This is a genomic window from Pseudomonas syringae CC1557, assembly GCF_000452705.1.
Taxonomy (GTDB): Bacteria; Pseudomonadota; Gammaproteobacteria; order Pseudomonadales; family Pseudomonadaceae; genus Aquipseudomonas; species Aquipseudomonas syringae_F.
In genome coordinates this window covers 4234436-4257632 of sequence record NZ_CP007014.1, presented here as the reverse complement: position 1 = coordinate 4257632, position 23197 = coordinate 4234436, and the positions used below count along the sequence as shown (strand labels likewise).

The 23197-nt window shown below is 59.3% G+C and carries 16 protein-coding genes; 14 read left to right on the top strand and 2 right to left on the bottom strand.

Annotated elements, in window-relative coordinates; translation table 11 throughout:
* Positions 1–116: 116 nt before the first annotated feature.
* Positions 117–860 carry a tellurite resistance TerB family protein gene (locus N018_RS18760; protein WP_024644348.1) on the top strand — a complete coding sequence of 248 codons (744 nt, stop codon included), beginning with the start codon at positions 117–119 and terminating at the stop codon, positions 858–860.
* A 55-nt stretch (positions 861–915) separates the two neighbouring features.
* Here the strand turns inward: N018_RS18760 and N018_RS18755 are convergent, their stop codons facing one another.
* Complete coding sequence (locus tag N018_RS18755; protein WP_025390448.1) at positions 916–6879, bottom strand: NEL-type E3 ubiquitin ligase domain-containing protein; 5964 nt, start codon at positions 6877–6879, stop codon at positions 916–918.
* Between the two features lie 285 nt (positions 6880–7164).
* Between N018_RS18755 and N018_RS18750 the strand changes: the two genes are divergently transcribed.
* From N018_RS18750 to N018_RS18690, 13 genes are all read left to right on the top strand, one after another.
* Complete coding sequence (locus N018_RS18750; protein ID WP_024644350.1) at positions 7165–8787, top strand: methyl-accepting chemotaxis protein; 1623 nt, start codon at positions 7165–7167, stop codon at positions 8785–8787.
* Positions 8788–8796: 9 nt separating this feature from the next.
* Entirely contained in the window at positions 8797–9333 is a 537-nt protein-coding gene (locus N018_RS18745) for a chemotaxis protein CheW (protein WP_024644351.1), read from the top strand.
* Positions 9330–10613 carry a CheR family methyltransferase gene (locus N018_RS18740; RefSeq protein ID WP_025390447.1) on the top strand — a complete coding sequence of 428 codons (1284 nt, stop codon included), beginning with the start codon at positions 9330–9332 and terminating at the stop codon, positions 10611–10613. Before N018_RS18745 ends, N018_RS18740 begins: the two co-directional genes overlap by 4 nt.
* The gene (locus N018_RS18735; RefSeq protein WP_025390446.1) at positions 10613–11302 is read left to right on the top strand and encodes a chemotaxis protein CheW; all 690 of its coding nucleotides are present in this window, start codon (positions 10613–10615) and stop codon (positions 11300–11302) included. Before N018_RS18740 ends, N018_RS18735 begins: the two co-directional genes overlap by 1 nt.
* Positions 11299–13653, top strand: coding sequence for a hybrid sensor histidine kinase/response regulator (locus N018_RS18730; RefSeq protein ID WP_025390445.1), 2355 nt, complete (start codon positions 11299–11301; stop codon positions 13651–13653). Before N018_RS18735 ends, N018_RS18730 begins: the two co-directional genes overlap by 4 nt.
* Positions 13650–14660 carry a chemotaxis response regulator protein-glutamate methylesterase gene (locus N018_RS18725; protein WP_025390444.1) on the top strand — a complete coding sequence of 337 codons (1011 nt, stop codon included), beginning with the start codon at positions 13650–13652 and terminating at the stop codon, positions 14658–14660. The genes N018_RS18730 and N018_RS18725 overlap by 4 nt, the downstream gene beginning before the upstream one ends.
* A gap of 45 nt (positions 14661–14705) precedes the next feature.
* Positions 14706–15710: a response regulator gene (locus N018_RS18720; protein WP_024644356.1), complete on the top strand. Its 1005-nt coding sequence runs from the start codon at positions 14706–14708 to the stop codon at positions 15708–15710.
* 116 nt (positions 15711–15826) lie between these two features.
* Positions 15827–16922, top strand: a protein-coding gene (gene prfB, locus N018_RS18715; RefSeq protein ID WP_096059895.1) for a peptide chain release factor 2 whose coding sequence is annotated in 2 segments (ribosomal slippage) — positions 15827–15898 and positions 15900–16922 — 1095 coding nt in all. Because the reading frame shifts where the segments join, the coding sequence is not laid out codon by codon here.
* A gap of 69 nt (positions 16923–16991) precedes the next feature.
* Positions 16992–18494 carry a lysine--tRNA ligase gene (lysS, locus tag N018_RS18710; protein WP_024644357.1) on the top strand — a complete coding sequence of 501 codons (1503 nt, stop codon included), beginning with the start codon at positions 16992–16994 and terminating at the stop codon, positions 18492–18494.
* 77 nt (positions 18495–18571) lie between these two features.
* Positions 18572–19297 carry a TetR/AcrR family transcriptional regulator gene (locus N018_RS18705; protein WP_032632505.1) on the top strand — a complete coding sequence of 242 codons (726 nt, stop codon included), beginning with the start codon at positions 18572–18574 and terminating at the stop codon, positions 19295–19297.
* A gap of 139 nt (positions 19298–19436) precedes the next feature.
* Entirely contained in the window at positions 19437–20714 is a 1278-nt protein-coding gene (locus N018_RS18700) for a flavohemoglobin expression-modulating QEGLA motif protein (protein WP_024644358.1), read from the top strand.
* A 345-nt stretch (positions 20715–21059) separates the two neighbouring features.
* A complete protein-coding gene (locus N018_RS18695; RefSeq protein WP_024644359.1) occupies positions 21060–21980 on the top strand; it encodes an alpha/beta hydrolase in 921 nt (306 codons plus the stop codon).
* Positions 21977–22297: a hypothetical protein gene (locus N018_RS18690; RefSeq protein WP_024644360.1), complete on the top strand. Its 321-nt coding sequence runs from the start codon at positions 21977–21979 to the stop codon at positions 22295–22297. Before N018_RS18695 ends, N018_RS18690 begins: the two co-directional genes overlap by 4 nt.
* Positions 22298–22374: 77 nt before the next feature.
* Here the strand turns inward: N018_RS18690 and N018_RS18685 are convergent, their stop codons facing one another.
* Positions 22375–23157 (bottom strand): OmpA family protein, encoded by a 783-nt coding sequence (locus N018_RS18685; RefSeq protein ID WP_024644361.1) that lies wholly within the window; start codon positions 23155–23157, stop codon positions 22375–22377.
* Positions 23158–23197 lie beyond the last annotated feature (40 nt).

The following is a 23197-nucleotide window of genomic DNA, read 5'->3' as shown; positions in this document are numbered from 1 at the left end:
TGAATGGAGCACCTGCATCCGTAACATCCGGAAGCACACCACTGAGTGTCAATAGGTGACTTCTCTTCAGGCTGATGGTCAATGAATCATCTGACAACCGCTATCGGAGGTTTCCTGTGAATACGCGTGGTTTACTCGATCAACTGCTCAAGTCCGGGCAGAGCCTGTTGCAGGACAAGACGCAGGGTAAGTCCGGCAAGTCCTCGGGCAGCGATTCCCTGATGAATGGCCTGGGCAGCCTGCTTGGCGGCAGCCAGGGTAATGGCACCGGTCAGGGTGGGCTGGGTAGTCTGTTGTCCGGCGCGGGTGGCGGGGCATTGGCCGCCGGTGCCATGGGGCTGCTCAAGGGCAAGCGCTCGCGCGGCATGGGTAGCAAGGTGCTGACCTACGGGGGGCTGGCGGCGTTGGGTGTGCTGGCCTACAAGGCTTACAACAACTGGCAGGCCAGCCAGGGCGTTGCCGGCCAGCGTGAGCCGCAGACCATCGACCGTTTGCCCGAGGCCGAAGCCGAGCAGCACAGCCAGGCCATCCTGCGTGCGCTGGTCGCCGCAGCAAAAGCGGATGGCCATGTCGATGAGCGCGAGCGCGAGTTGATCGAGGGCGAGTTCAGCAAGCTGAGTTCCGATCAGGACCTGCAGCATTGGCTACAGGCCGAATTGAACAAACCACTGGACCCTGCCGAAGTGGCGCGTACAGCGACCACCCCGGAAATGGCTGCCGAAATGTACATCGCCAGCGTGATGCTGGTGGATCAGGAGCACTTCATGGAGCGCGCCTACCTTGACGAACTGGCGCGCCAGCTCAAGCTGGAGCCCGGGCTCAAGGCCGAGCTGGAAGGGCAGGTCAGGGACGCTCAGTAAGCCGCTGTTGCCAGCGGGTCGAGTGATACGCTTCGGTATCAGGCGACCCGGCTGATTAATGGTGTTCCATGCCCTCAGCGTTGGTCAGTTCTTTGATCAGCGTTGCTTCCTGATTCTTGAAACGTGCTTCGAACTCTCTAATCCGCCCCTCATATTCGGCGCTATCAAGGCTGATGTTACGCAGCTCGAACTCGTCGGTCAGCCGGGTAAGGTCGGCTCGGTATGCGCGTTCAAGTGTGTCGAACCGTTCCTGATGGGTTTCTCGCAGATAGCTGACCCAGTAATCCTGCTGCGCGGCGAAGCGCAGAAACGGCTCACCTCGTTCTCCGGTCTGTACACGCAGAAGCGCGGTATCGAGCTCTCCGGGGCGGATGGAGGCATGGGCTTCGAAAAGCATACTTTCGGGCGGCACAGGCAAGTCCAGAACGCTGGACCAGTGTGTGCGGTAGGCCAGACGGACTTCGGCTTCGTCCCTGGTTCCGGCCTGCTCGCGAGCGGCGGCGTCCAGCTCTGAGAGGCGATAGAGGCGGGTAGTCAACCGATAAAGCATTGCGCCGCGCTGCCCGGGTGATACTTCCTGAAGGGTCTGGCGGGTGAATACCAGCACCTCCATCTGGTTAAACTCCAGAGCGATGCCGTCCGGGCAGGTACTGTTATCACGAAATATCCTGAGGGGTTCTTCAGCGATAGCGTTCAGGGTCATCGCCAATTGAGGATCATGATTCACGGTGGCGAGTACACGCCAGACGCGTTCCTGTAGCGCTGGCCGACTGGCCGTGTTGCGATAATCAGCGCTGTGGCGCAAAGAATCGATCAGGTCCAGAAGGTTGCGGGTATGCTCGCTGGCTTCCAGTTGCGCCCACAATTCGCGTCGTTCGTTACTCAGCATGTTGCTTTCGTCCAGCCAAGGCTCGGCAGTGGCAGGCTCTGGCGTGGATAGGCGGCTGTCTGGCGACATGTAATCTGACAGCGAAGAGTCCGAACTCTCGTCTTCTGGCCAGCCCATCGCACTGATTTCACGCGGCAGGTCCATGTCGAAGCTGAATGAGCGTCCGTAACGGTCTGAAAGATGTGCACGACGCATGGTGTCTTCAGACAGCGGGTTGTTGAGGAGGCTTATTTCCGTGTGCGAATGCTCGCTGTCCGGGTTGGCAAGAATGTGTTCTGGCAGCTCGGTGATCAGATTCCCTTCAAGCAGCAGCCCCCTCAGTTGCGCAGGAACCAGTTCATCCAGCCAGACTGGCCATGCGGCCAGGCCGACGTTGCTCAGTGACAGCCAGTTGAGCGCGGTGTTGTTGAACCCCGACAGGGTGGTGATGGTTCCGATCCGGTTGTGGTCCAGTTCCAGCCGTTCAAGCGCGGGAATGCGACTGAGGAAATCGATATGCTGCTGGTGGATCAGCATTCCCTGATCCATCAGCGACAGCGAACGAAGTGATCGAAGCTCAAGCAGCGCAGGTGGCAGTTGAGCCAGCGGTGTAATGTGCCCGTTTATTTCCAGCGAGCACAGATCAGTCATGCGCCGCAAAAACTGGTCGAGATCAGATGCGGTGCCGTTGATTCTGCTCAGTTGCAGATAGCGTACCTGACGATAAAAGAACGTCGGCAGTTGACGTGGAAAGTCGACCAGGGCGATGCCGGAAAGGCGCATTGGCGCGTGAATCTGGCCCAGACTGAATGCTCGCCAGTGATCCATCAGCACCCTGCCGATCTGGCGGCGTGCTTCGATGACCTGTCCACTCGGAGTGGCCAGTGAGCTGGATGCGTGAGTCCACTGATCAAGCGCCGCGAACAACTCAGCGCCTTGCTGCAGTTGCGTGTCCACGTAGGCCTGCACCGCGGGCGGAGTGTGCATGACAAACCGGAAAGAGCTGCCGGGTGGCGACTCATTGATGCGCGCATGGATCGTGCTGTGCCGGGACAGGCTGTTGCCGCGCAAGTCGATCAGCGTCTGATGTCCAGTGCCGGACGGATTATCGAGAATCCGGTCTGGAAGCTCCGTGAGGTTGTTGTGGGCTACTGACAACTCCCGGATATTGTTCGGGATCATATCACTCAGCCATGAAGGCCAGTGCCTCATGCCTAACCGCTCCAGTACCAGTCGATCAAGCTGGAGCCAGCCAAGGTCCATGGGCAGCAGGTTGGCAAGCCGATTGCCGCTCAGGTCCAGTAACCTGAGTTCAGGCATGGTCTGGAAATAGTCCATCTGCTGCTGATCCAGAAATATCTCCTGGTTGATCAGGCTCAGTTCGGTGAGTCGAGGCTGCACGCGGGACACTTCTCGAAGCACGTTTTGAAACACCGAGAACTCGGGGTTCAGCCCGGCAGCCGGTTCGCTGAGCATGCTCAGTGATCGCATATTCGGGAAGCGTTGCAAAAAACGCCCAAGCTCGAACGTGTTGCTCAACTGCCGCGGCAGACTCATGTCCGCAGACCCTGAGGCTTCGGCGCCAGATAGCACTCTTGTTTCGACCGAGATATTGTCCAGATGCAGCCCTGTCACGCGTGTAAAGAAGAAATCGGGCAGAAATCGAGGGAAATCAGTCAGAGACACATGCTGCAAACGCAGGGGTTCGAACGCCCGCCCGATCTCGGGCAGATTGTTGAGGCGCCAGTGAGTCCAGATTGCTTCACTGATGCGTTCCCGGCTGTTTATGTGCGCCTGACTCATGGGCGGCAATTCGACGGTTTCATCGGTCCAGACAGCGATGCTTGCTCGCAGGTCCAGTTGCTCACTCAGCAGGCCGTTGAGCCGCTGGTCGATTGACCTGTTATCCAGGCCGACATGACGCAGTCGGCTGAGGATGTCCTCAGGAAACGCATCCTCCAGTTCCAGCAGGCGGATCTTGTCCAGCAGGCTTTCGTCGGTCATGTGCCAGTCGGTAGCGCCGCGCCCACTCAACGGATAGCCCAGACGGCCGTCTGCCAGACGCATTGGCGATCTGGAGCCTGGCTTGACTGTGTGCATTTTAAGCAATGGAGCAAGCTGGCGGCGGGGTAGAGGGTTTTGCCGGATCATGATCGCCAGCTCCCCACCCTGGCCGGGATGGGCAAAGCCCAGTTGGTTGCGCTCGGCATCGGGCAACGCGTGAAGCACTGACGAATACAGATCGTCCAGACCATGCAGGTGCAGATCATTGGCGTCACGGGTCTGGTAACCATTGCCCTCTCTTATCAGCACCTTGCGAATCGGCGCATCCTGCGGCCCGATGCTGTCGATCAGTGGGCCACCGAAATAGCGATCACGGACCTCCAGCCTGACCTGTGATGGCCATTGTGACAGGGCTTCAAGGCTGTGCAGAACAAGACGATCCGTATCGGTACTGGCCACTGATGTCAGATAAAGTCCTTCATAGGCACGCGCCAGCCGGACTTGCTGCAGATACGCGCTGGCTTCTTCGGCAATTCGTAACGGTACACGATGCTCTATCGTCAGTTGCTCCCGTTCTGCTGACGATGCGTGGCTAGCCAGCTCCTCTGTAATCAGCGGCGGAAGGCCGGAAAACGCATGCTGGATGGTTTGGGTGCCGTCCGCATCGGCAACCTTCAATGCGCGGTAATGTGATTCGAACAGCGAGGCTCTGGACGTGCGGGCACGGGCCGCCAGTTGCGCCCGAAGCGTGGCCAGTCGCGTCGACATTCCGAGCTGACCTGCGCCGAACTCTTCGTTGAGCAGAGTCTGGATTTCTCTGTTGCTCAAACCTTCCAGCGCTTGGCGCAGGGCATCGGGCTGGTCTGTGCGAATGGTGATGGTTTCCTGGGCGGCAGTCTGATGCACTGGAGCGAATGTCTGAAGGGTGGCGTCGTCGACATCTATCAGCGCCAGCGCACGATTGTTCGGCCAGCCTGGCTCCTGGCTCAACAGTTCCAGTTGCAGAGCGGGTGCGGCATTGGCGTCATGCGCTTCCATTTGCTCAATGAAACGATTGATCTCCTGATCCAGTTTAAACCGGCGTGCTGTGTCTTCGAGCAAGGCAGGCGGGCGTTGCTGATCAGCAAGTACCTGACGCATGACTGATTCAGAGGTGTTACTGGCGGTCAATATGTGCCCGGCAGAGGCGTCGGAAAACACCTCGCTGGAATATCCCAGTCGGCGAAACAGCTTCAGGCCTTCCATTTCAAGCGGCTGATCCAGTTCATGCAGCCAGGCCCCGGCACCATTGTGCCGCAAGGCTGGCTGATAGCTATCCGGGCGGCTTGGATGTTCCATCCTGTAGCCATCGCCGGTCTTGCCGGGTTTGACGGAATAGGTTCGCCCTTCAAGAGGCAGCCACCGCTTGCCTTGCCATGTGTACAGGCCTTCAGCGTCTGGCTGCAGGCCTTCTGGCAGCACGATGTCATAGGCGAACGGGGTCAGGTCGGGCTTCCACAGACGTGTCGAGCCGTCCGGCAACTCGACGCTTTTGAGAGCGCTGACGAACTCGGGCACTTGCAGCGCTGGAATACCAGCGGCTGCGGCCCCCACAGCGCCGAGCGCTGATATCAAGGCAATGTTTTCTACCACATCGAACAGGTAAGCGAACGCTTGCTGTTGCTCGTCTTTCGCCCAGCTTTCCACACCCTCATACACTTCATGGATCAGTTGCCCGGCGGTCACAGCCAGCATCAGCTCACCCAACCCCGGAACCACAAAGCTCGCGATGTTCAGGACATCCAGGGCTTTGCTCTTGAAGTACTGCACCCGTTCGTCGAACGTCTTCTGGTTTTCGTCCGCCGTAGGCACCCCCTGAAACAAGGCATCATCGCGCAGTACGGCCCGCTTGCGATCGTACAGCTCGTCCAGCAAAGGACCGTTCAACGGGGTTTCTCTCAGATGCAGTCGGGCGTTTCGATTCTCTTCACGCTCCAGCCACTGGCCTTCGAAAAAGCCGCCTTTCTTGACCTTGGGATGCAGGCGTTCGAACAGTTGCTCAAGCGCTGCATTTCGATGACGCGCCGGTATGAAGCGTTTGAAGAAACTCAGATACCCTTTGACGAACATCCGCTCGCGCAGCGAGTTTATGAACACCTCGACCGAGTCGTATTCTTTCAGCGGTGCGACCGGATCATCAGGTAGGTAGACGACAATTTTTTCCAGACCGGTTGCGCTGGTCCTGTCCTTGCTGATAACGAACAGCCCGTTAAGCTCGACATCCCCCAGGCACAGCACGCTGCAGTTGACCCGCGTGTTATCCAGCAGGACGTTTTGTCTGCCATCGAGAAACTCCAGTAGCGCGGCCTTCAAGGGAGCGCTGACCAACCCTTGAAGAGCGGCAATCTGCAACTGGAGCTTTATGGAAGAGGACTCCAGTTGCATGAAGTTATTGCGTAGTCTCAATGCTGCTGCGTCTGAAGTTTCTTCGGGCGTCGAGGATGCACTGAAGACGGATTTGATATGCTCCTGATACTTGCCGCCCAGATCCAGTTCGCGGCACAGCGTTGCGAACCCGGTAGGGGAAACAGGCAAAGAGTTGCCCTCAATGGCATTGCCCATGATAGTGAAAGATGAAAGCACTTCGGCGTTGATGCCTGCGTCCGAGTCCATTGCGCCTGGCACTGTTTCCCAGACTTCGAAGTTCTGTAGAGCGGCGTTGAGCAATGTTTGATTGGCGGCTTTGAGGGCGATATTGGCCTGAACGATCGGGTCTTTGGACGCCGTAATGAACGACTGATCGATCTTTGCGCGACTGGCGTGAAACAGCCAGGTATTGGCAACGTCCAGGTCCAGTCCGAAGTGCTCCTGGATGGCGGCTGTCAGCAAGGGTTGTGCGAAGTCCTGCAGGGTAGAGAGACCATCAAGAGTCGGACGGACCTTTTGCTCGTTGCTACGGTGCTCGGCGTACAGCCGTTGCAGTTCCTCGAGCTGCTCGGGACTGGATGTGCGAGCGTTGGTCAGCCATTGCGGCGCACGCCCGGAGGCCTTGCGCAAGGTAGCGTGCACAGGGGGGGCGGCCTGAAGCAGCCAGTCGGGTATCTTGTCTTTTATGTGTTGCACGTGAGGGGGTGTCGGAGCGTGGTCCGACAGTAATGAATCGAGCATCGAAGTGCCTTGTCGTGAATGAAGATGCGACGAAGCTTACGTGCGTGATTCACCCTGCAAGTGCTAACTATTTATGGACACTGCTTATTCGGCACACGTGACGCTCAAGTAGTGCGGACAGTTGCCGACATCAATAGAAGTGTGCGATTGGACTGGCCTGACGAGTTGATTCTCGTCTCGCCCGCCTGGCCATTCAAGGCTGGGCTATACTCACGCCGCCTGGACCGTTATCGGTCTGCATCTTGAACACGGCTGACGCCGTCGTTGAACTCTTGAGGGATGACTGTGAAGAACTGGACCTTGCGCCAACGGATTCTGGCGAGCTTTGCCGTCATCATCGCCATCATGCTGCTGATGGTGGTTGTGTCTTATTCCCGGCTGTTGTCCATCGAGTCCAGTGAAGAGCAGGTTCGCCTCGATGCGCTGCCAGGCGTCTATTACAGTACGCTGGTTCGCAGTGCCTGGGGTGAAAGCTATATTCGCACGCTGGAGTTGATCTCCGAAGGCGCGGCACGTCCGCTGACCAAACAGGAAAAAGACCAATACCAGGGGTTTGACGATAACCTGCAGGCGCAGATGGATGGTTACAAGACGTCCATCTTCGACAAGGAAGACAAAGACAGATTCGAGGTCTTTGAAAAACGCCGCGAAAACTACGCCCGCATGCTCGACGACGTGCTGGCCAAATATGACCGCGGTGACTATGCGGGCGCACGTGCCGAACTTTTTGGCGATGTCAATCCGGTCTGGCTTGCAGGCCGCAAGCAGCTCAACGAACTCATTGTTGCCAATAAAAAACTGGCTGACGAGGCGACCAACAATATCGTCAATGCCGTATTGGCAGCCAAGATCAGCATGATCCTCTCCCTGCTGGTCGCTCTCATGGCCGCTGCCGCTTGCGGTCTGCTGCTGATGCGCTCGATCATGGCGCCGATGCAGCTCATCGTGCGTATTCTCGACACCATGCGCACCGGCGATTTGAGCACACGTCTCAGCCTGGCTCGCAAGGATGAATTCAATACGGTTGAAACCGGCTTCAATGACATGATGACCGACCTCGTCGCGCTGGTGGCACAGGCTCAGCGTTCTTCGGTGCAGGTCACCACCTCGGTTACCGAAATCGCTGCTACCTCGCGTCAGCAACAGGCCACAGCCACTGAAACCGCCGCGACTACCACCGAAATCGGTGCAACGTCGCGCGAGATTGCCGCGACATCGCGTGATCTGGTGCGCACCATGACCGAAGTCACGTCGGCGGCTGATCAGGCGTCGACGCTGGCGGGCTCGGGTCAGCAGGGGCTGGCGCGCATGGAAGACACCATGCATCAGGTAATGGGCGCAGCCAATCTGGTCAACGCCAAGCTGGCGATCCTCAATGAGAAGGCCGGCAACATCAATCAGGTGGTGGTGACCATCGTCAAGGTGGCCGACCAGACCAACCTGCTGTCGTTGAACGCCGCGATCGAAGCGGAGAAGGCGGGCGAGTACGGCCGCGGTTTCGCGGTGGTGGCTACCGAGGTGCGGCGCCTGGCCGACCAGACCGCGGTTGCCACTTACGACATCGAGCAGATGGTGCGCGAGATCCAGTCAGCGGTCTCCGCTGGCGTTATGGGCATGGACAAGTTTTCCGAAGAAGTGCGCCGTGGCATGTTTGAAGTCACTCAGGTCGGTGAGCAATTGTCGCAGATCATTCATCAGGTTCAGGCGCTGGCACCGCGCGTGCTGATGGTCAACGAAGGGATGCAGGCGCAAGCCACCGGTGCCGAGCAGATCAATCAGGCGCTGGTGCAACTGGCCGACGCCAGCAGCCAGACCGTCGACTCACTGCGTCAAGCCAGTTTCGCCATCGACGAGTTGAGTCAGGTAGCGGTCGGTTTGCGCAGTGGCGTATCGCGCTTCAAGGTCTGAGTCGCGACCATGAAGGAGCAATCGCCGAGGCGCAACGATTCGTCAGTGCCCGCCACCAGGCTCTTCCTGCTGTTTTGCATCGGTGAAGACCGCTATGCCCTGGAAGCGACCGAAATTGCAGAGATCCTGCCACGGGTAAAGCTCAAGACCCTTTCCCGAGCGCCCCATTGGGTGGCAGGCATTTTTTCTCACCGTGGCGAAATCGTGCCGGTCATCGACATCAGCGCCCTGAACTCCGGCCAGAAAGCGCGTGCACGCACCAGTACGCGCATGGTGCTGGTGCATTATCGGCACGACGACATGCATCAGGCACCGTTGTTGGGGCTGATTCTGGAGCAGGCTACCCAAACGTTGCGTTGCTCTGCTGCCGAGTTCAAGGAATACGGACTGGATAATCGTCTGGCCCCTTATCTGGGACCCGTTCGCGAGGATGAGCAGGGTTTGCTGCAGTGGATTCATGTCCACGAGCTGCTGAGCGAGCCGGTCCGGGAATTGTTGTTTCCGGCGACGCCGATGAGTCTTGATCTGCTTGAGGATGCGCAATGAATAACGACGCGCGTTTCTTCAGCTTTCTCAAGGACCGTATCGGGCTTGATGTAACGTCGGTCGGCGAAGCGATCATTGAACGCGCACTGCGTCAGCGCGCCACTCAGGTTGGTTGCCCGGACAGTGACGCCTATTGGCAACTGCTGGTGACCTCGCCGCAGGAGCAGCAGGCGCTGATCGAAGCGGTGATAGTTCCGGAAACGTCGTTTTTCCGCTACCCGGAATCGTTCGCGACGCTGGGCAAGCTGGCCCGTGAACGCGTAGCCAGCCTTGGCGGTGTGCGCCCGTTGCGGATTCTCAGCCTGCCATGCTCGACCGGCGAAGAACCTTATTCGATGGTGATGGCGTTGTTCGATGCCGGTGTCGATGCCCGGCAGTTCCAGGTCGATGCCATCGATATCAGTCCGGTGTCGATTGCCAAGGCCGAGCGTGGCATCTACGGCAAAAACTCGTTCAGAGGCAGCGATCTGGGTTTTCGCGAGCGCTACTTTGACCCGGTCACAGACGGTTTCCAGATCGCCGAGCGGGTCAGTGCCTGCGTGAATTTCCAGGCCGGCAATCTTCTGGACCCGCAACTGGCGACGCAGGTGGCCTACGACATCGTGTTCTGCCGCAACCTGGTGATCTATTTCGATCAGCAGACCCAGCAGCGGGTGTTTCAGGTGCTCAAGCAACTGACCCGGGAAGACGGCCTGCTGTTTATCGGCCCTGCTGAGGGCAATCTGCTGGCAGCCATCGGCATGCGCTCGATAGGTATCGCACACTCGTTCGCTTTCCGGCATGCACCGCATGACAAGACGGTCTCGGCACCCGCCAGCGTCCCCGTGGCGCCCAAGGCAATACGCCCGACGCCCGACGTAACGCCAAGAGCGCCCGCAAAAGCCGTGGCGCCGAGGCCCGCTGATCGAAACTCGGCTGCCTTTGCACCCAGTGCAAGACCGGCTGCCGCCGCCAATGGAGACGCATCAGTGCTGCTCGACAGCATCGCGAACCTTGCCAACGAGGGCAACAGCAGTGCGGCGCGAGCTGCCTGTGAGCGTTATCTGCAACAGCATGAGCCGGTCGCACAAGTGTTCTACTGGCTGGGTCTGCTCAGTGAAGTGGCAGGCAGCGTCGCTCAGGCTCAGGGTTTCTATCGCAAGGCGTTGTACCTGCAACCGCAGCATCGCGAATCGCTGGCGCAACTGGCGGCACTATTGGCCGCGCAGGGCGACAGTGCCGGCGCCCGGCGCTTGCAGGACCGTGCCGCACGTGGCGCGAATAAACAAGGAAACCATTAATGGCGGGCCAGTCCGGTTTTTCCACTCCCACCCATAATCAGGCCCGGGATATCGATGACTGCTGGAACCGTATCGGCATTCATGGCGACCGCTCCTGCCCGTTGCTGGCAGAGCACATCCACTGCCGCAACTGTGCGGTTTATTCCGCTGCGGCCACACGCCTGCTGGATCGATATGCACTGGCCCAGGAACATCACGAGCAGTTTCAGGGTTCGGTGTTGCAGCGCGACATCAAGACCCGTTCGATTCTGGTCTTTCGCCTTGGTGACGAGTGGCTGGGGCTGGTTTCCCGTTGCCTGTCCGAGGTTGCACTGCACCAGACAATCCACTCGCTGCCCCATCAGCGCTCGCGTGCGCTGCTCGGTGTCGCCAATGTTCGCGGCGCGCTGGTTGCGTGCATCTCGCTGGTCGAGTTGCTTGGCCTGGAAACCCATCCGGTGCCTTCCCAGTCTGCGCGGGTTGTGCCGCGCATGCTGATTGTCGCGGCCGAGGGCGGGCCGGTGGTGGTGCCGGTTGATGAGGTCGATGGCATTCATGCCATCGACGAGCGTGAACTGGAAGCCGCGTCGGCTTCTGGTACGCATGCCAATGCACGCTTCACCAGGGGCGTGCTGCAGTGGCAGGGTCGCAGCCTGCGCTGGCTGGACGAAGATCAGTTGTTGTCGGCGGTTCACCGGAGCCTAACATGACGCCAGATCAGATGCGTGACGCCTCGTTGTTCGAACTGTTCACGCTGGAAGCCGATGCGCAGACTCAGGTCCTGAGTGCGGGCCTGTTGGCGTTGGAGCGCAATCCGACCCAGGCAGACCAACTGGAAGCCTGCATGCGTGCAGCGCACTCGCTCAAGGGCGCGGCGCGGATTGTCGGTGTCGATTTCGGCGTCAGCGTGGCGCATGTCATGGAAGACTGCCTGGTCAGCGCTCAGGAAGGGCGGTTGCTGTTGCAGCCCGAGCACATCGATGCGCTGCTGTCGGGCACTGATCTGCTGATGCGGATTGCCACACCGGGTGGCGCCAACGTCACTCAGGCCGATATCGACGCTTATGTCGACAGGCTCAATACACTCTTGGCTTCCGGTGCAGGTGCTGCGCGCACGCTCACTACGCCAATCGCGGAGCTGTCGATAGACCCGCTGCTGGCCATCGCGATGCAGCAGTTGGGGTCGCTACCCGCCGTTGTACCGGCGCTCCCCGATCCTGCGCCGCAGGCGCCAGCCGTTTCGCCGACAGCCTCGGCACCCGAGCCTGAAGCCCCTTTCTCCCCGCTGCGTGAGCGTCGTGCGGTCGAAGGTGGCGAGCGGGTGCTGCGCGTTACTGCCGAGCGCCTGAACGGGCTGCTCGACATGTCCAGTAAGTCGCTGGTCGAGACTCAGCGACTCAAGCCGCTGCTCGCAGGCATGCAGCGCCTCAAGCGTTTGCAGAGTAGCAGCGACCGAGCGCTGGAAGTACTGGGTGCCAGTTTTGGCGAAGCAGGCCCCTCGGCCGATATACAGAAAGCCCTGGAAGACGCTCGCAGTCTGCTGTCCCAGGCACAGCACGTGCTGGCGCAGCAGACGGCCGAGCTGGATGAATTCGGCTGGCAGTCGGCGCAACGTGCTCAATTGTTGTACGACACTGCGCTGGCCTGCCGCATGCGGCCGTTTGCCGATGTGCTGACCGGTCAGGCACGCATGGTCCGCGATCTGGGCCGCGAACTGGGCAAACAGGTCCGATTGCAGATCGAAGGCGAAAAGACTCAGGTCGACCGCGATGTGCTGGAAAAACTCGAAGCGCCGTTGACCCATCTGTTGCGTAATGCAGTGGATCACGGCATCGAATCTCCCGAGCGGCGAGTTGCAGCGGGCAAGGCCCCCGAAGGCTTGATCCGCTTGCAGGCCTCGCACCAGGCCGGATTGCTGGTGGTCGAGTTGAGCGACGACGGCGGCGGCGTGGACCTGGAACGCCTGCGGCAAAGCATCGTTGAGCGCAAGCTCTCGCCTGTGGAAACCGCCGAGCAACTGAGTGAAGAAGAGCTGTTGAGCTTTCTGTTCCTGCCGGGCTTCAGCATGCGTGACAAGGTCACGCAGATTTCCGGACGTGGCGTCGGCCTGGATGCCGTACAGCATATGGTTCGCCAGTTGCACGGCAGCGTCGAGCTGCAGCAGTGGGCGGGCGAGGGCAGTCGTTTCAGGATTGAAATGCCGTTGACGCTGTCGGTGGTGCGCAGTCTGGTCGTGGAAGTGGGCGGCGAAGCCTATGCCTTCCCCCTGGCCCATATCGAACGTATGCGCGACTTGCAGCCCGATGAAATCGTGCAGCTTGAAGGGCGTCAGCATTTCTGGGACGAGGAGCGCCATGTTGGCCTGGTCTCGGCCAGCCAATTGTTGAACCGGCCGCCTGCCCAGAATGTTGCAGAAGCGCTCAAGGTCGTGGTGATCCGCGAGCGCGATGCCGTTTATGGTGTCGCCGTCGAGCGTTTCATCGGTGAGCGCACGCTGGTGGTCATGCCACTGGATGCGCGTCTGGGCAAGGTTCAGGACGTTTCGGCGGGCGCGCTGCTCGATGACGGCTCGGTGGTACTGATCATCGACGTCGAAGACATGCTGCGCTCGGTGGAGAAACTGCTGAACACCGGACGCCTGGAACGCATTGACCGGCGCAATCGTCAGACCGATCAGGTGTCGCGCAAAAGAGTACTGGTGGTCGATGATTCGCTGACCGTGCGCGAACTGGAACGCAAGTTGCTGGTGGGCCGCGGCTATGAGGTGACGGTGGCGGTGGACGGTATGGATGGCTGGAATGCCTTGCGTGCCGAAGACTTCGACTTGCTCATCACTGACATCGACATGCCACGCATGGACGGCATCGAACTGGTGACCCTGCTGCGCCGCGACACACGCTTGCAGTCGCTGCCGGTCATGGTGGTTTCCTACAAGGACCGCGAAGAAGATCGGCGTCGCGGCCTGGACGCCGGAGCCGACTATTATCTGGCCAAGGCCAGCTTCCATGACGACGCCTTGCTCGACGCTGTCTCCGAACTCATAGGGGACGCCCAAGGATGAAGATTGCCATCGTCAATGACATGCCCATGGCCATCGAAGCCCTGCGTCGAGCGCTGGCTTTTGAACCCGCACACAAGGTCGTCTGGGTGGCAGCCAATGGCGCCGAAGCGGTGCAGCGTTGCAGGGAGCAGACCCCTGACCTGATCCTGATGGACCTGATCATGCCGGTGATGGATGGCGTGGAGGCCACTCGCCGGATAATGGCCGAAACACCCTGCGCCATCGTCATTGTCACGGTTGATCGCGAGCAGAACATGCGCCGCGTCTTCGAGGCCATGGGCCATGGCGCACTGGATGTGGTGGACACGCCGGCCATAGGCGGTCCCAACCCGAAAGAGGCCGCCATGCCACTGTTGCGCAAAGTGCTCAACATTGAATGGCTGATGGGCCAGCGCAGCAATCGCGAGCAGGTTGTGGCCTCGCCCATGCGTGAATCAGCGAGGCGCGACCGGTTGGTGGCCATCGGTTCTTCGGCGGGAGGCCCGGCTGCGCTGGAAGTCCTGTTCAAAGCGTTGCCGGCAAACTTTTCTCCAGCCATCGTGCTGGTGCAGCATGTCGATCAGGTGTTCGCGGCTGGCATGGCTGAATGGCTGTGTTCCGTCTCCGGCGTTCCGGTGCGCCTGGCTCGCGAGGGTGAAGCCCCGCAGCCAGGCGTCGTGCTGCTGGCGGGCACCAATCACCATATTCGTTTGTTGAAAGACGGTACGCTGGCCTATACCGCAGAACCGGTGAATGAAATATACAGGCCCTCGATCGACGTGTTTTTTGAGAGTGTGACCCGTTATTGGGGGGGCGATGCCGTGGGTGTTTTACTGACCGGCATGGGCCGCGACGGTGCGCAGGGGCTCAAGGCCATGCGCGAGCGGGGTTTTTTGACCATCGCTCAGGATCAGGCCAGCTCTGCGGTGTATGGCATGCCCAAGGCAGCCGCCGCAATTGATGCCGCCGTTGAAATTCACTCGCTGACCGCCATTGCACCTCGCTTGGTCGAGGCATTTATTCAATGATTGACCAGATGATCCATCTGGCAGTCGGAGACCAGGAGAAACTTCATGCATGATGGGCCAATGGACGATATCAAAGCCCCGGACGATAACAATGCGATGGTGCTACTGGTTGACGATCAGGCCATGATTGGCGAGGCCGTTCGGCGCGGTCTGGCCGGTCACGATTCGATCGACTTCCATTTTTGTGCCGATCCGCACCAGGCGGTTGCTCAGGCTGTGCAGCTCAAACCGACCGTCATTCTTCAGGACCTGGTCATGCCGGGGCTGGACGGTTTGACGCTGGTGCGTGAATACCGCAGTAACCCGCTGACCCGTGACATCCCGATCATCGTGCTTTCCACCAAGGAAGACCCGTTGATCAAGAGCGCGGCGTTCACGGCCGGTGCGAACGACTATCTGGTCAAGCTGCCGGACAACATCGAACTGGTCGCGCGCATCCGTTACCACTCGCGCTCCTACATGACCCTGCTGCAGCGTGATGAAGCCTACCGCGCCTTGCGCGTCAGCCAGCAGCAGTTGCTCGACACCAATCTGGTCCTGCAACGCCTGATGAACTCGGACGGCCTGACGGGGCTGTCGAACCGTCGTCATTTCGATGAATACCTGGAACTGGAGTGGCGAAGGGCGGTACGTGATCAGACCCAGCTATCACTGCTGATGATCGATGTGGACTACTTCAAGGCCTACAACGATAACTTCGGCCATCTGGAGGGCGACGAAGCGTTGCGGCAAGTGGCCAAGGCGATCCGTAACAGTTGCAGTCGTCCGTCTGATCTGCCAGCACGCTACGGGGGTGAAGAGTTCACGATGGTGCTGCCCAATACCTCGCCCGGCGGCGCACGCCTGCTGGCAGAGAAGCTGCGCCAAAGCGTGGCGGGCATGAAGATTCCGCACATCGCGCCGACGCCAGGGTCGAGTCTGACGATCAGTATCGGCGTTGCCACTGTTACGCCGCAGCTGGACATGACCAGTCGCCAATTGATTCTGGACGCCGACAAGGGGCTTTATCAGGCGAAGAACAACGGACGCAACCAGGTGGCAATCGGCTGAAGCTTGCTGTACCGATAAAATAGGCCGCACAAGGCCCACTCGACGGGCTGCTTTCGTTACCGCGCCTGGGGTATACTCGTCGGCTTTGAAAATTTCGCCTGCGAGTGCTGCCTATCATGGAAATCAACCCGATCCTAAACAGCATCAAGGATTTGTCCGAACGCTCCGAAACCATTCGGGGGTATCTTTGACTACGATCACAAACATGATCGTCTGACCGAAGTAAACCGCGAGCTGGAAGATCCAAACGTCTGGAACAACCCGGCCTACGCCCAGGAACTGGGGCGCGAGCGTTCCCTGCTGGCGCAGATCGTGGAAACCCTCGACGAAATGTCCTCCGGGCTGGTCGATGCCAAAGACCTGCTGCTGATGTCCGCTGAAGAAGAAGACCAGGCTGCTGTCGATGACGTAGCCGCTGAAGTCGAGCGCCTGCGCGCGTCGCTGGAAAAGCTCGAATTCCGTCGCATGTTCAGTGGCGAGATGGACCCCAACAACGCCTACCTGGACATCCAGGCCGGTTCCGGCGGCACCGAAGCGCAGGACTGGGCCAACATCCTGCTGCGCATGTACCTGCGCTGGGCTGACAAGCGCGGCTTCGATGCCACCATCATGGAACTGTCTGCCGGTGAAGTCGCCGGTATCAAAGGCGCTACCGTGCATATCAAGGGCGAATACGCCTTTGGCTGGCTGCGCACCGAGATCGGCGTTCACCGTCTGGTGCGCAAGAGCCCGTTCGACTCCGGCAACCGCCGTCACACCTCGTTCTCGGCCGTGTTCGTTTCGCCGGAAATCGATGACAACATCGAAATCGACATCAACCCGTCCGACCTGCGCATCGACACCTACCGCTCCTCCGGCGCCGGTGGTCAGCACGTAAACACCACCGACTCTGCGGTACGTATCACCCACGTTCCGACCAACACGGTGGTCAGTTGCCAGAACGAGCGTTCCCAGCATGCGAACAAGGACACCGCCATGAAAATGCTGCGGGCCCGTTTGTATGAGCAGGAAGTGCAGAAGCGCAACGCAGCGTCCCAGGCGCTTGAAGACACCAAGTCCGACATCGGCTGGGGTCATCAGATTCGCTCCTACGTACTGGATGCCTCGCGTATCAAGGACCTGCGAACCAACATCGAACGCAGTGACTGCGACAAGGTGCTGGACGGCGATATCGACGAATACCTGATCGCAAGTCTCAAGCAAGGGCTGTAAACCGCCAGCCGACACCTCAAGCCCCTCGCCGCTACGCGAGGGCGAACCTGTGATGGAATATCTAAAGACATGAGCGACCAACAACTCGACCCGCAAGCCCTGCAACAGGAAGAAAACACCCTGATCGCCTTGCGCAAGGAAAAGCTTGCTGCCGGCCGTGCCAAGGGTCAGGCCTTCCCCAATGACTTCCGCCGCGACAGCTACTGCAACGATTTGCAGAAACAGTACGTCGACAAGACCAAGGAAGAACTGGCAGAGGCAGCGATTCCGGTCAAGGTTGCCGGTCGTATCATGCTCAACCGTGGCTCGTTCATGGTCATTCAGGACATGACCGGACGCATTCAGGTCTACGTCAATCGCAAGACCCTGCCTGAAGAAACCCTGGCCGAAGTGAAAACCTGGGACCTGGGCGACATCATCGCTGCCGAAGGCACGCTGGCGCGCTCTGGCAAGGGCGACCTGTACGTGGAAATGACCAGCGTGCGCCTGCTGACCAAGTCGCTGCGTCCGCTGCCCGACAAGCACCACGGCCTGACGGACACCGAGCAGCGCTATCGCCAGCGCTATGTCGACCTGATCGTCAACGAAGACGTGCGCGAAACCTTCCGCGTTCGTTCGCAGGTCATCGCCCACATCCGCAGCTTCCTGATGAAGCGTGACTTCCTCGAAGTCGAAACGCCGATGTTGCAGACCATTCCAGGCGGTGCGGCAGCCAAGCCGTTCGAAACCCACCACAACGCGCTGGACCTGGAGATGTTCCTGCGCATCGCGCCTGAGCTGTACCTCAAGCGTCTGGTGGTTGGCGGTTTTGAAAAGGTGTTCGAGATCAACCGCAACTTCCGTAACGAAGGCGTTTCGACCCGGCACAACCCCGAGTTCACCATGCTCGAGTTCTACCAGGCCTACGCTGACTACGAAGACAATATGGACCTTACCGAGGAACTGTTCCGAGAACTGGCGCAACTGGTTCTGGGCAGTACCGACGTGCCTTACGGCGACAAGGTATTCCATTTCGGCGAACCGTTCGTACGTCTGTCGGTGTTCGATTCGATCCTCAAGTACAACCCTGAGCTGACCGCAGCCGATCTGCAGGATGTCGACAAGGCACGCGCCATCGCCAGGAAAGCTGGTGCGAAAGTGCTGGGCTTCGAAGGCCTGGGCAAATTGCAGGTGATGATTTTCGAAGAGCTGGTCGAGCACAAACTGGAGCAGCCGCACTTCATTACCCAGTACCCGTTCGAAGTGTCGCCGCTGGCCCGTCGCAATGACGACAACCCGAACGTAACCGACCGTTTCGAGCTGTTCATCGGCGGCCGCGAAATCGCCAACGCTTACTCCGAGCTCAATGACGCTGAAGATCAGGCCGAACGCTTCCAGGCACAGGTGGCCGACAAGGATGCCGGTGATGACGAAGCCATGCACTACGACGCCGACTTTGTGCGTGCGCTGGAGTACGGCATGCCGCCGACGGCGGGTGAGGGGATCGGTATTGATCGTCTGGTGATGCTGCTCACCGACTCACCGTCGATCCGGGATGTAATCCTCTTCCCGCATATGCGCCCACAAGCGTAACCGGTACAAAAAACAGCCGCCTTCGATGGGCGGCTTTTTTTTACAGTTTTTTCAAGACGATTGAAAAGGAAGCTGTTTTGACCATCGCCAGAGAAGGCGCTGCCAGCGTAGCAAGCGCCGTAGCCAAAAGTATCAAGTACCAAGGGCGCAAAACCGCCCGCCAGGGCAGTGAACAGCGCAGGCAAGTGATTCTGGATGCTGCCATGCGCATTGTGGTGCGTGATGGCGTACGGGCCGTGCGCCACCGTGCAGTGGCCACCGAGGCCGGTGTGCCGCTGTCGGCGACGACCTACTATTTCAAGGACATCAATGACCTGCTGACCGATGCGTTCGCTCAGTATGTACAGCGCAGTGCCGATTACCTGTCCATGCTCTGGCAGAACACCGAAGTGATCCTGCGCGAGATGATGAGCCGCAGTTCCGGCAGTCCTTCCGACCGCTTTCGACTGGCTGATGACATCGCGCGTATGGTGATGGAGTACCTTCGGCATCAGTTGCTGACTCGCCGGGATTATCTGATTGCCGAGCAGGCGTTCTACCACGAGGCGCTGATCAACCCGCGCCTGACGCCGTTGGTAATGGCTCATCAGGAAATTTTGTTGCAGGGCAGCTGTCAGTTTTTCCAGGTGATCGGCTCGTTGCAGCCGCATCAGGATGCTCAAGTGTTGACCGGGCTCATCCGCCGCATGGAGTACCAGGGCCTGCTGCGTGGGCCGGAGCGTCAGGCGGACGAGGAAATGCTCTGTATTCTCATGCGTCAATTGCGCCTGGTGCTGGGCACGCCTCAGCCGTTACGAGAGTAGGATGCTGCTTGTACGCTTGCATGGATAAGGCGCTGATTACCTTGACGATCCGGCCGATTCCGATATTTTTCCAGAGGTAGCGCATTTTTTTGTGCGCTGGCCGCATCAGGGCGACAGCCCGTCAGTCAAGGAGTACCCGGTGGACGAGTATCAACAGACTATTCGTGCGTTATCGGATCGGATTGTCGTTGCACAGACACCGATTCGCATTCTGGACGCAGTGAAGTGGGACGACACCATCCGCAAGGATTTTCTGGCTGCCAATGGCAAGGCATTGCCTGCCGTGGATCGTGCGTATTACGAGAGCCGTCCGTTGGGGTTCGATTCGGCTGCGTTGAAACAGGAATTTCAGAACATCGAGCGGGACGTCACTCGCCAATTGGGTCAGTTCAATCCGGTCGGGCAGATCATGCGTCGCATGTGCCGGGAGTACCGCATGGTGGTGCGTATGCTCGAAGCGCGTGGCACGTCGGATTTCGGGCTGATCTCTCAGGAGCTCTATGGTTCAGCGTCCGATGCCTTTCATGCCGGTGACCCGACCCTTGCAGACCTTGGGCTGATGCTTTCGGATTACCTGAACAACATCGCCGGGCGCGGTGACCTCAAGGACGAACCGAAAATCCTCACGGCCAAAGACGCAGTGGGCTTGTTGCAGTCGCGCTTGAACCGGGTGTTCGGTGAGGCCGAAGAGACCATTCGGGTATTCGAGTCCGACGGCATCGTTGCCGACGCCGCTGCGGGCGCCGATTACATCAAGATCCGCAGTGACGCGATGTTCAACGAGCGTGACGTGCGCGCGCTGGAAGTGCATGAAGGGCTGGTGCATGTCGGCACCACGCTCAACGGGCAGAACCAGCCGATCTGCACCTTCCTGTCCAAGGGGCCGCCGTCCTCGACCGTCACTCAGGAAGGCCTGGCGATCCTCATGGAAGTCATCGCCTTCGCGTCCTATCCCAGCCGCCTGCGCAAACTGACCAACCGCACGCGGGCCATTCACATGGCCGAGCAGGGCGCTGATTTTCTGGAGGTTTTCGAGTTCTACCGCGAGCAGGGCTTTGGCATGTCGGAAAGCTATGGCAATGCCAGCCGGGTGTTCCGCGGCTCAGTGCCGAACGGGCTGCCGTTCACTAAAGACCTTTCATACCTGAAGGGTTTCATCATGGTCTACAACTACATCCAGCTTGCGGTGCGCAAGGGAAAGCTCGAACAGGTGCCCCTGCTGTTCTGCGGCAAAACCACGCTGGAAGACATGCGCACAATGCGGCAACTGGTGGATGAAGGGCTGGTGGTCGCCCCCAAATACCTGCCCGACCAGTTCCGCGACATGAACGCCCTGTCGGCCTGGATGTGCTTCTCCAACTTCCTCAACCACCTGAGCCTGGACCGTATCGAGGCGGATTACTCGAATATTTTGTAGGTGGCTGCGAAAGGTCCTGCATCACGCGCGGCCGCTGCCACAGAAATGCTTTTCGATCACGGTGGTACAGACGACGCAAATTGCGACGACCCCCGGATCAGTGTCAGGACGAAGGAACCCGACGACGTCGGGCCGGAAACGGAGCCAGGGGGTTTGGTTACTTTGGCCCCATCAAAGTAACTCGCCGAGGGGCGAAAAGGTGCCTTGAGCCGGAAACAAACATCACTGACATCGCAGAACTGCTGTGTGACGCGGAGCGTCACGAAAGGCATTCCCATGCTGGAGCGTGAGGAACGAGAGGTGGCAGGAGAGTCGGTAATTACAAACCCACAAGGAATGCCCCATTTGAAACTGCTCGGCATCTTCATCCTTATCCTCGCGCTCAGCGGCTGCAGCTCGCTGCTGTTCTATCCTGAACGGAGTGTTCCGTTCACGCCGGACAAGGCGCGCCTGCAGTATCAGGACGTGAACCTCACCGCCGCCGACGGTACGCGTCTGCGTGGCTGGTGGCTGCCTGCAAAAGAGGGTGTGCCGGTCAAGGGCACGGTCCTGCACCTGCATGGCAACGGTGGCAACCTGGCGTGGCATCTTGGCGGAGTCTGGTGGCTGCCCGAGCAGGGTTATCAAGTGCTGATGGTTGATTATCGTGGCTATGGCGAGTCGCAGGGCGAGCCCAGCCTACCGGCCATCTATCAGGACGTACAGGCCGCTTTCGACTGGCTGAAAGCTGCACCGCAGGTGCAAGGCAAACCCCTTGTGGTTCTGGGGCAAAGTATCGGTGGCGCGTTGGCGGTGCATTACCTGTCACAGCATCCGCAAGAACGCGCGCGGGTGAAGGCGCTGGTCCTGGACAGCGTGCCCGCCAGTTATCGCAGCGTCGCGCGTAACTCGCTGAGCACCTCCTGGCTGACCTGGCCTTTGAAAACTCCGCTGTCATGGCTGATCCCGGATGCCGACAGCGCGGTCAACGGCCTGCCGCAACTGGCCGGCACGCCAATGCTGATCTTCCACAGCATGGACGACACCTTGGTGCCGCTCGCCAATGGCATTGAACTGTACAAGGCCGCGCCTCCACCGCGTGTCCTGCAACTGACCCGGGGCGAACACGTGCAGACCTTCGCCGACCCGCTCTGGCGTCAGGTCATGCTGCGCTATCTGGACGACCCGACACACTTCAATGGCCTGCGTCGCCTGGCAGAAGTGCCCAACTATCCAGAGCAAGCGCCGGCATCAACCTCAACCCCTGCAACAGCGCCAGCGCAATGAGCCGCGACCGTAACGTCAACGGCATGATCCTGAGCGGCATTGGCGCGGTCATCGGCACGGTCGGCTGCCTGTGGTACTACGGCTACCTGCACTTCGCGAAGCCGGAAGATGCGCTATTGCTGAGTGAGTTCACGATGCTCAAGAGCGTGCCGGGCGAGGATTACAAGATTGCTGCAACGCCCGCCGCCGAAGTCGCGCAATGCATTGATGGCGTGCTGGTGCTGTTTGATACGTCGCAAAAGGGCTTGTCCGGAGTGCTGATCAACCCGCATAGGCAGGCGGTGCGCTGTATTGGCCAACAGACACCACAGCAATGAACGGCTGAAAAACCTTCGCCCACAAAAAAGCCCCGCCTGTATGCGCAGGCGGGGCTTCGGTGCAGCAGCTCAGTCGCTTATTTCATCGAAGAGCGTGGTGCAACAGGCTGGTTGTCGTTGGAAATGGTCACTTCCACACGACGGTTCATGGCGCGACCCGAGTTGCTGGTGTTGTCAGCAACAGGGTATTCCTTACCATAACCCATGGTCACAACACGCGCCGGGTCTACACCCATGCGTACCAGTGCCATGCGAACCGAATTGGCGCGACGCTCGGACAGCGACTGATTGTAGGAAGCCGAACCGGTGCTGTCGGTGTAGCCTTCGACGATCACTTTACGGTCCGGGTTTTCCTGCAGGAAAGCAGCCAGTTTGCCAATGTCGCCCTGAGCGGTAGGCTTCAGGTCAGCCTTGTTGTAGTCGAACAGCACGTCACCGAACGTCACCAGCGTACCGCGTTCGGTCTGCTTGGCGTTCAGGCTGTTTTTCAGCGCGGCGATCTGCGCGTCACGCGCGTCGAGGCGAGCCTTGGCACGGTCAGCAGAAGCGTTCTGCAGAGCGGCTTCGGAAGTGCGCAGAGCGATGGTCTGCTTGGCCAGTTCAACGCGCTGGTTGGTCAGGTAAGCCAGTTGATCGACTTGCTTGACGTCTTGATCGTCACGGAACGCTTTTTCAGCCTTATCCAGCCACTCGCTGGCATCTTTGGTTTCAAGCGCCGCTACTTTGGTGGATTCCGGGTTGGTTTGCAGCGCGGTGAAGTTGCTGCGCGCCTGTTCCAGATTAGGGTTTGGCTTGGTTGCGCAGGCTGCCAAAGCAACGCTCATGGCCAGCAGGGCAGGGATCATCAGTTGTTTACGCATAATGTAGTCGTCCTTTAATCAGTTACGAATTCATGAAAAC

Coding starts and splice junctions, on each gene's coding strand:
- lysS (WP_024644357.1), top strand. CDS start 16,992: ATGAGCGACCAACAACTCGACCCGCAAGCCCTGCAACAGGAAGAAAAC.
- N018_RS18720 (WP_024644356.1), top strand. CDS start 14,706: ATGCATGATGGGCCAATGGACGATATCAAAGCCCCGGACGATAACAAT.
- N018_RS18735 (WP_025390446.1), top strand. CDS start 10,613: ATGGCGGGCCAGTCCGGTTTTTCCACTCCCACCCATAATCAGGCCCGG.
- N018_RS18725 (WP_025390444.1), top strand. CDS start 13,650: ATGAAGATTGCCATCGTCAATGACATGCCCATGGCCATCGAAGCCCTG.
- N018_RS18685 (WP_024644361.1), bottom strand. CDS start 23,157: ATGCGTAAACAACTGATGATCCCTGCCCTGCTGGCCATGAGCGTTGCT.
- N018_RS18730 (WP_025390445.1), top strand. CDS start 11,299: ATGACGCCAGATCAGATGCGTGACGCCTCGTTGTTCGAACTGTTCACG.
- N018_RS18745 (WP_024644351.1), top strand. CDS start 8,797: ATGAAGGAGCAATCGCCGAGGCGCAACGATTCGTCAGTGCCCGCCACC.
- N018_RS18740 (WP_025390447.1), top strand. CDS start 9,330: ATGAATAACGACGCGCGTTTCTTCAGCTTTCTCAAGGACCGTATCGGG.
- N018_RS18690 (WP_024644360.1), top strand. CDS start 21,977: ATGAGCCGCGACCGTAACGTCAACGGCATGATCCTGAGCGGCATTGGC.
- N018_RS18755 (WP_025390448.1), bottom strand. CDS start 6,879: ATGCTCGATTCATTACTGTCGGACCACGCTCCGACACCCCCTCACGTG.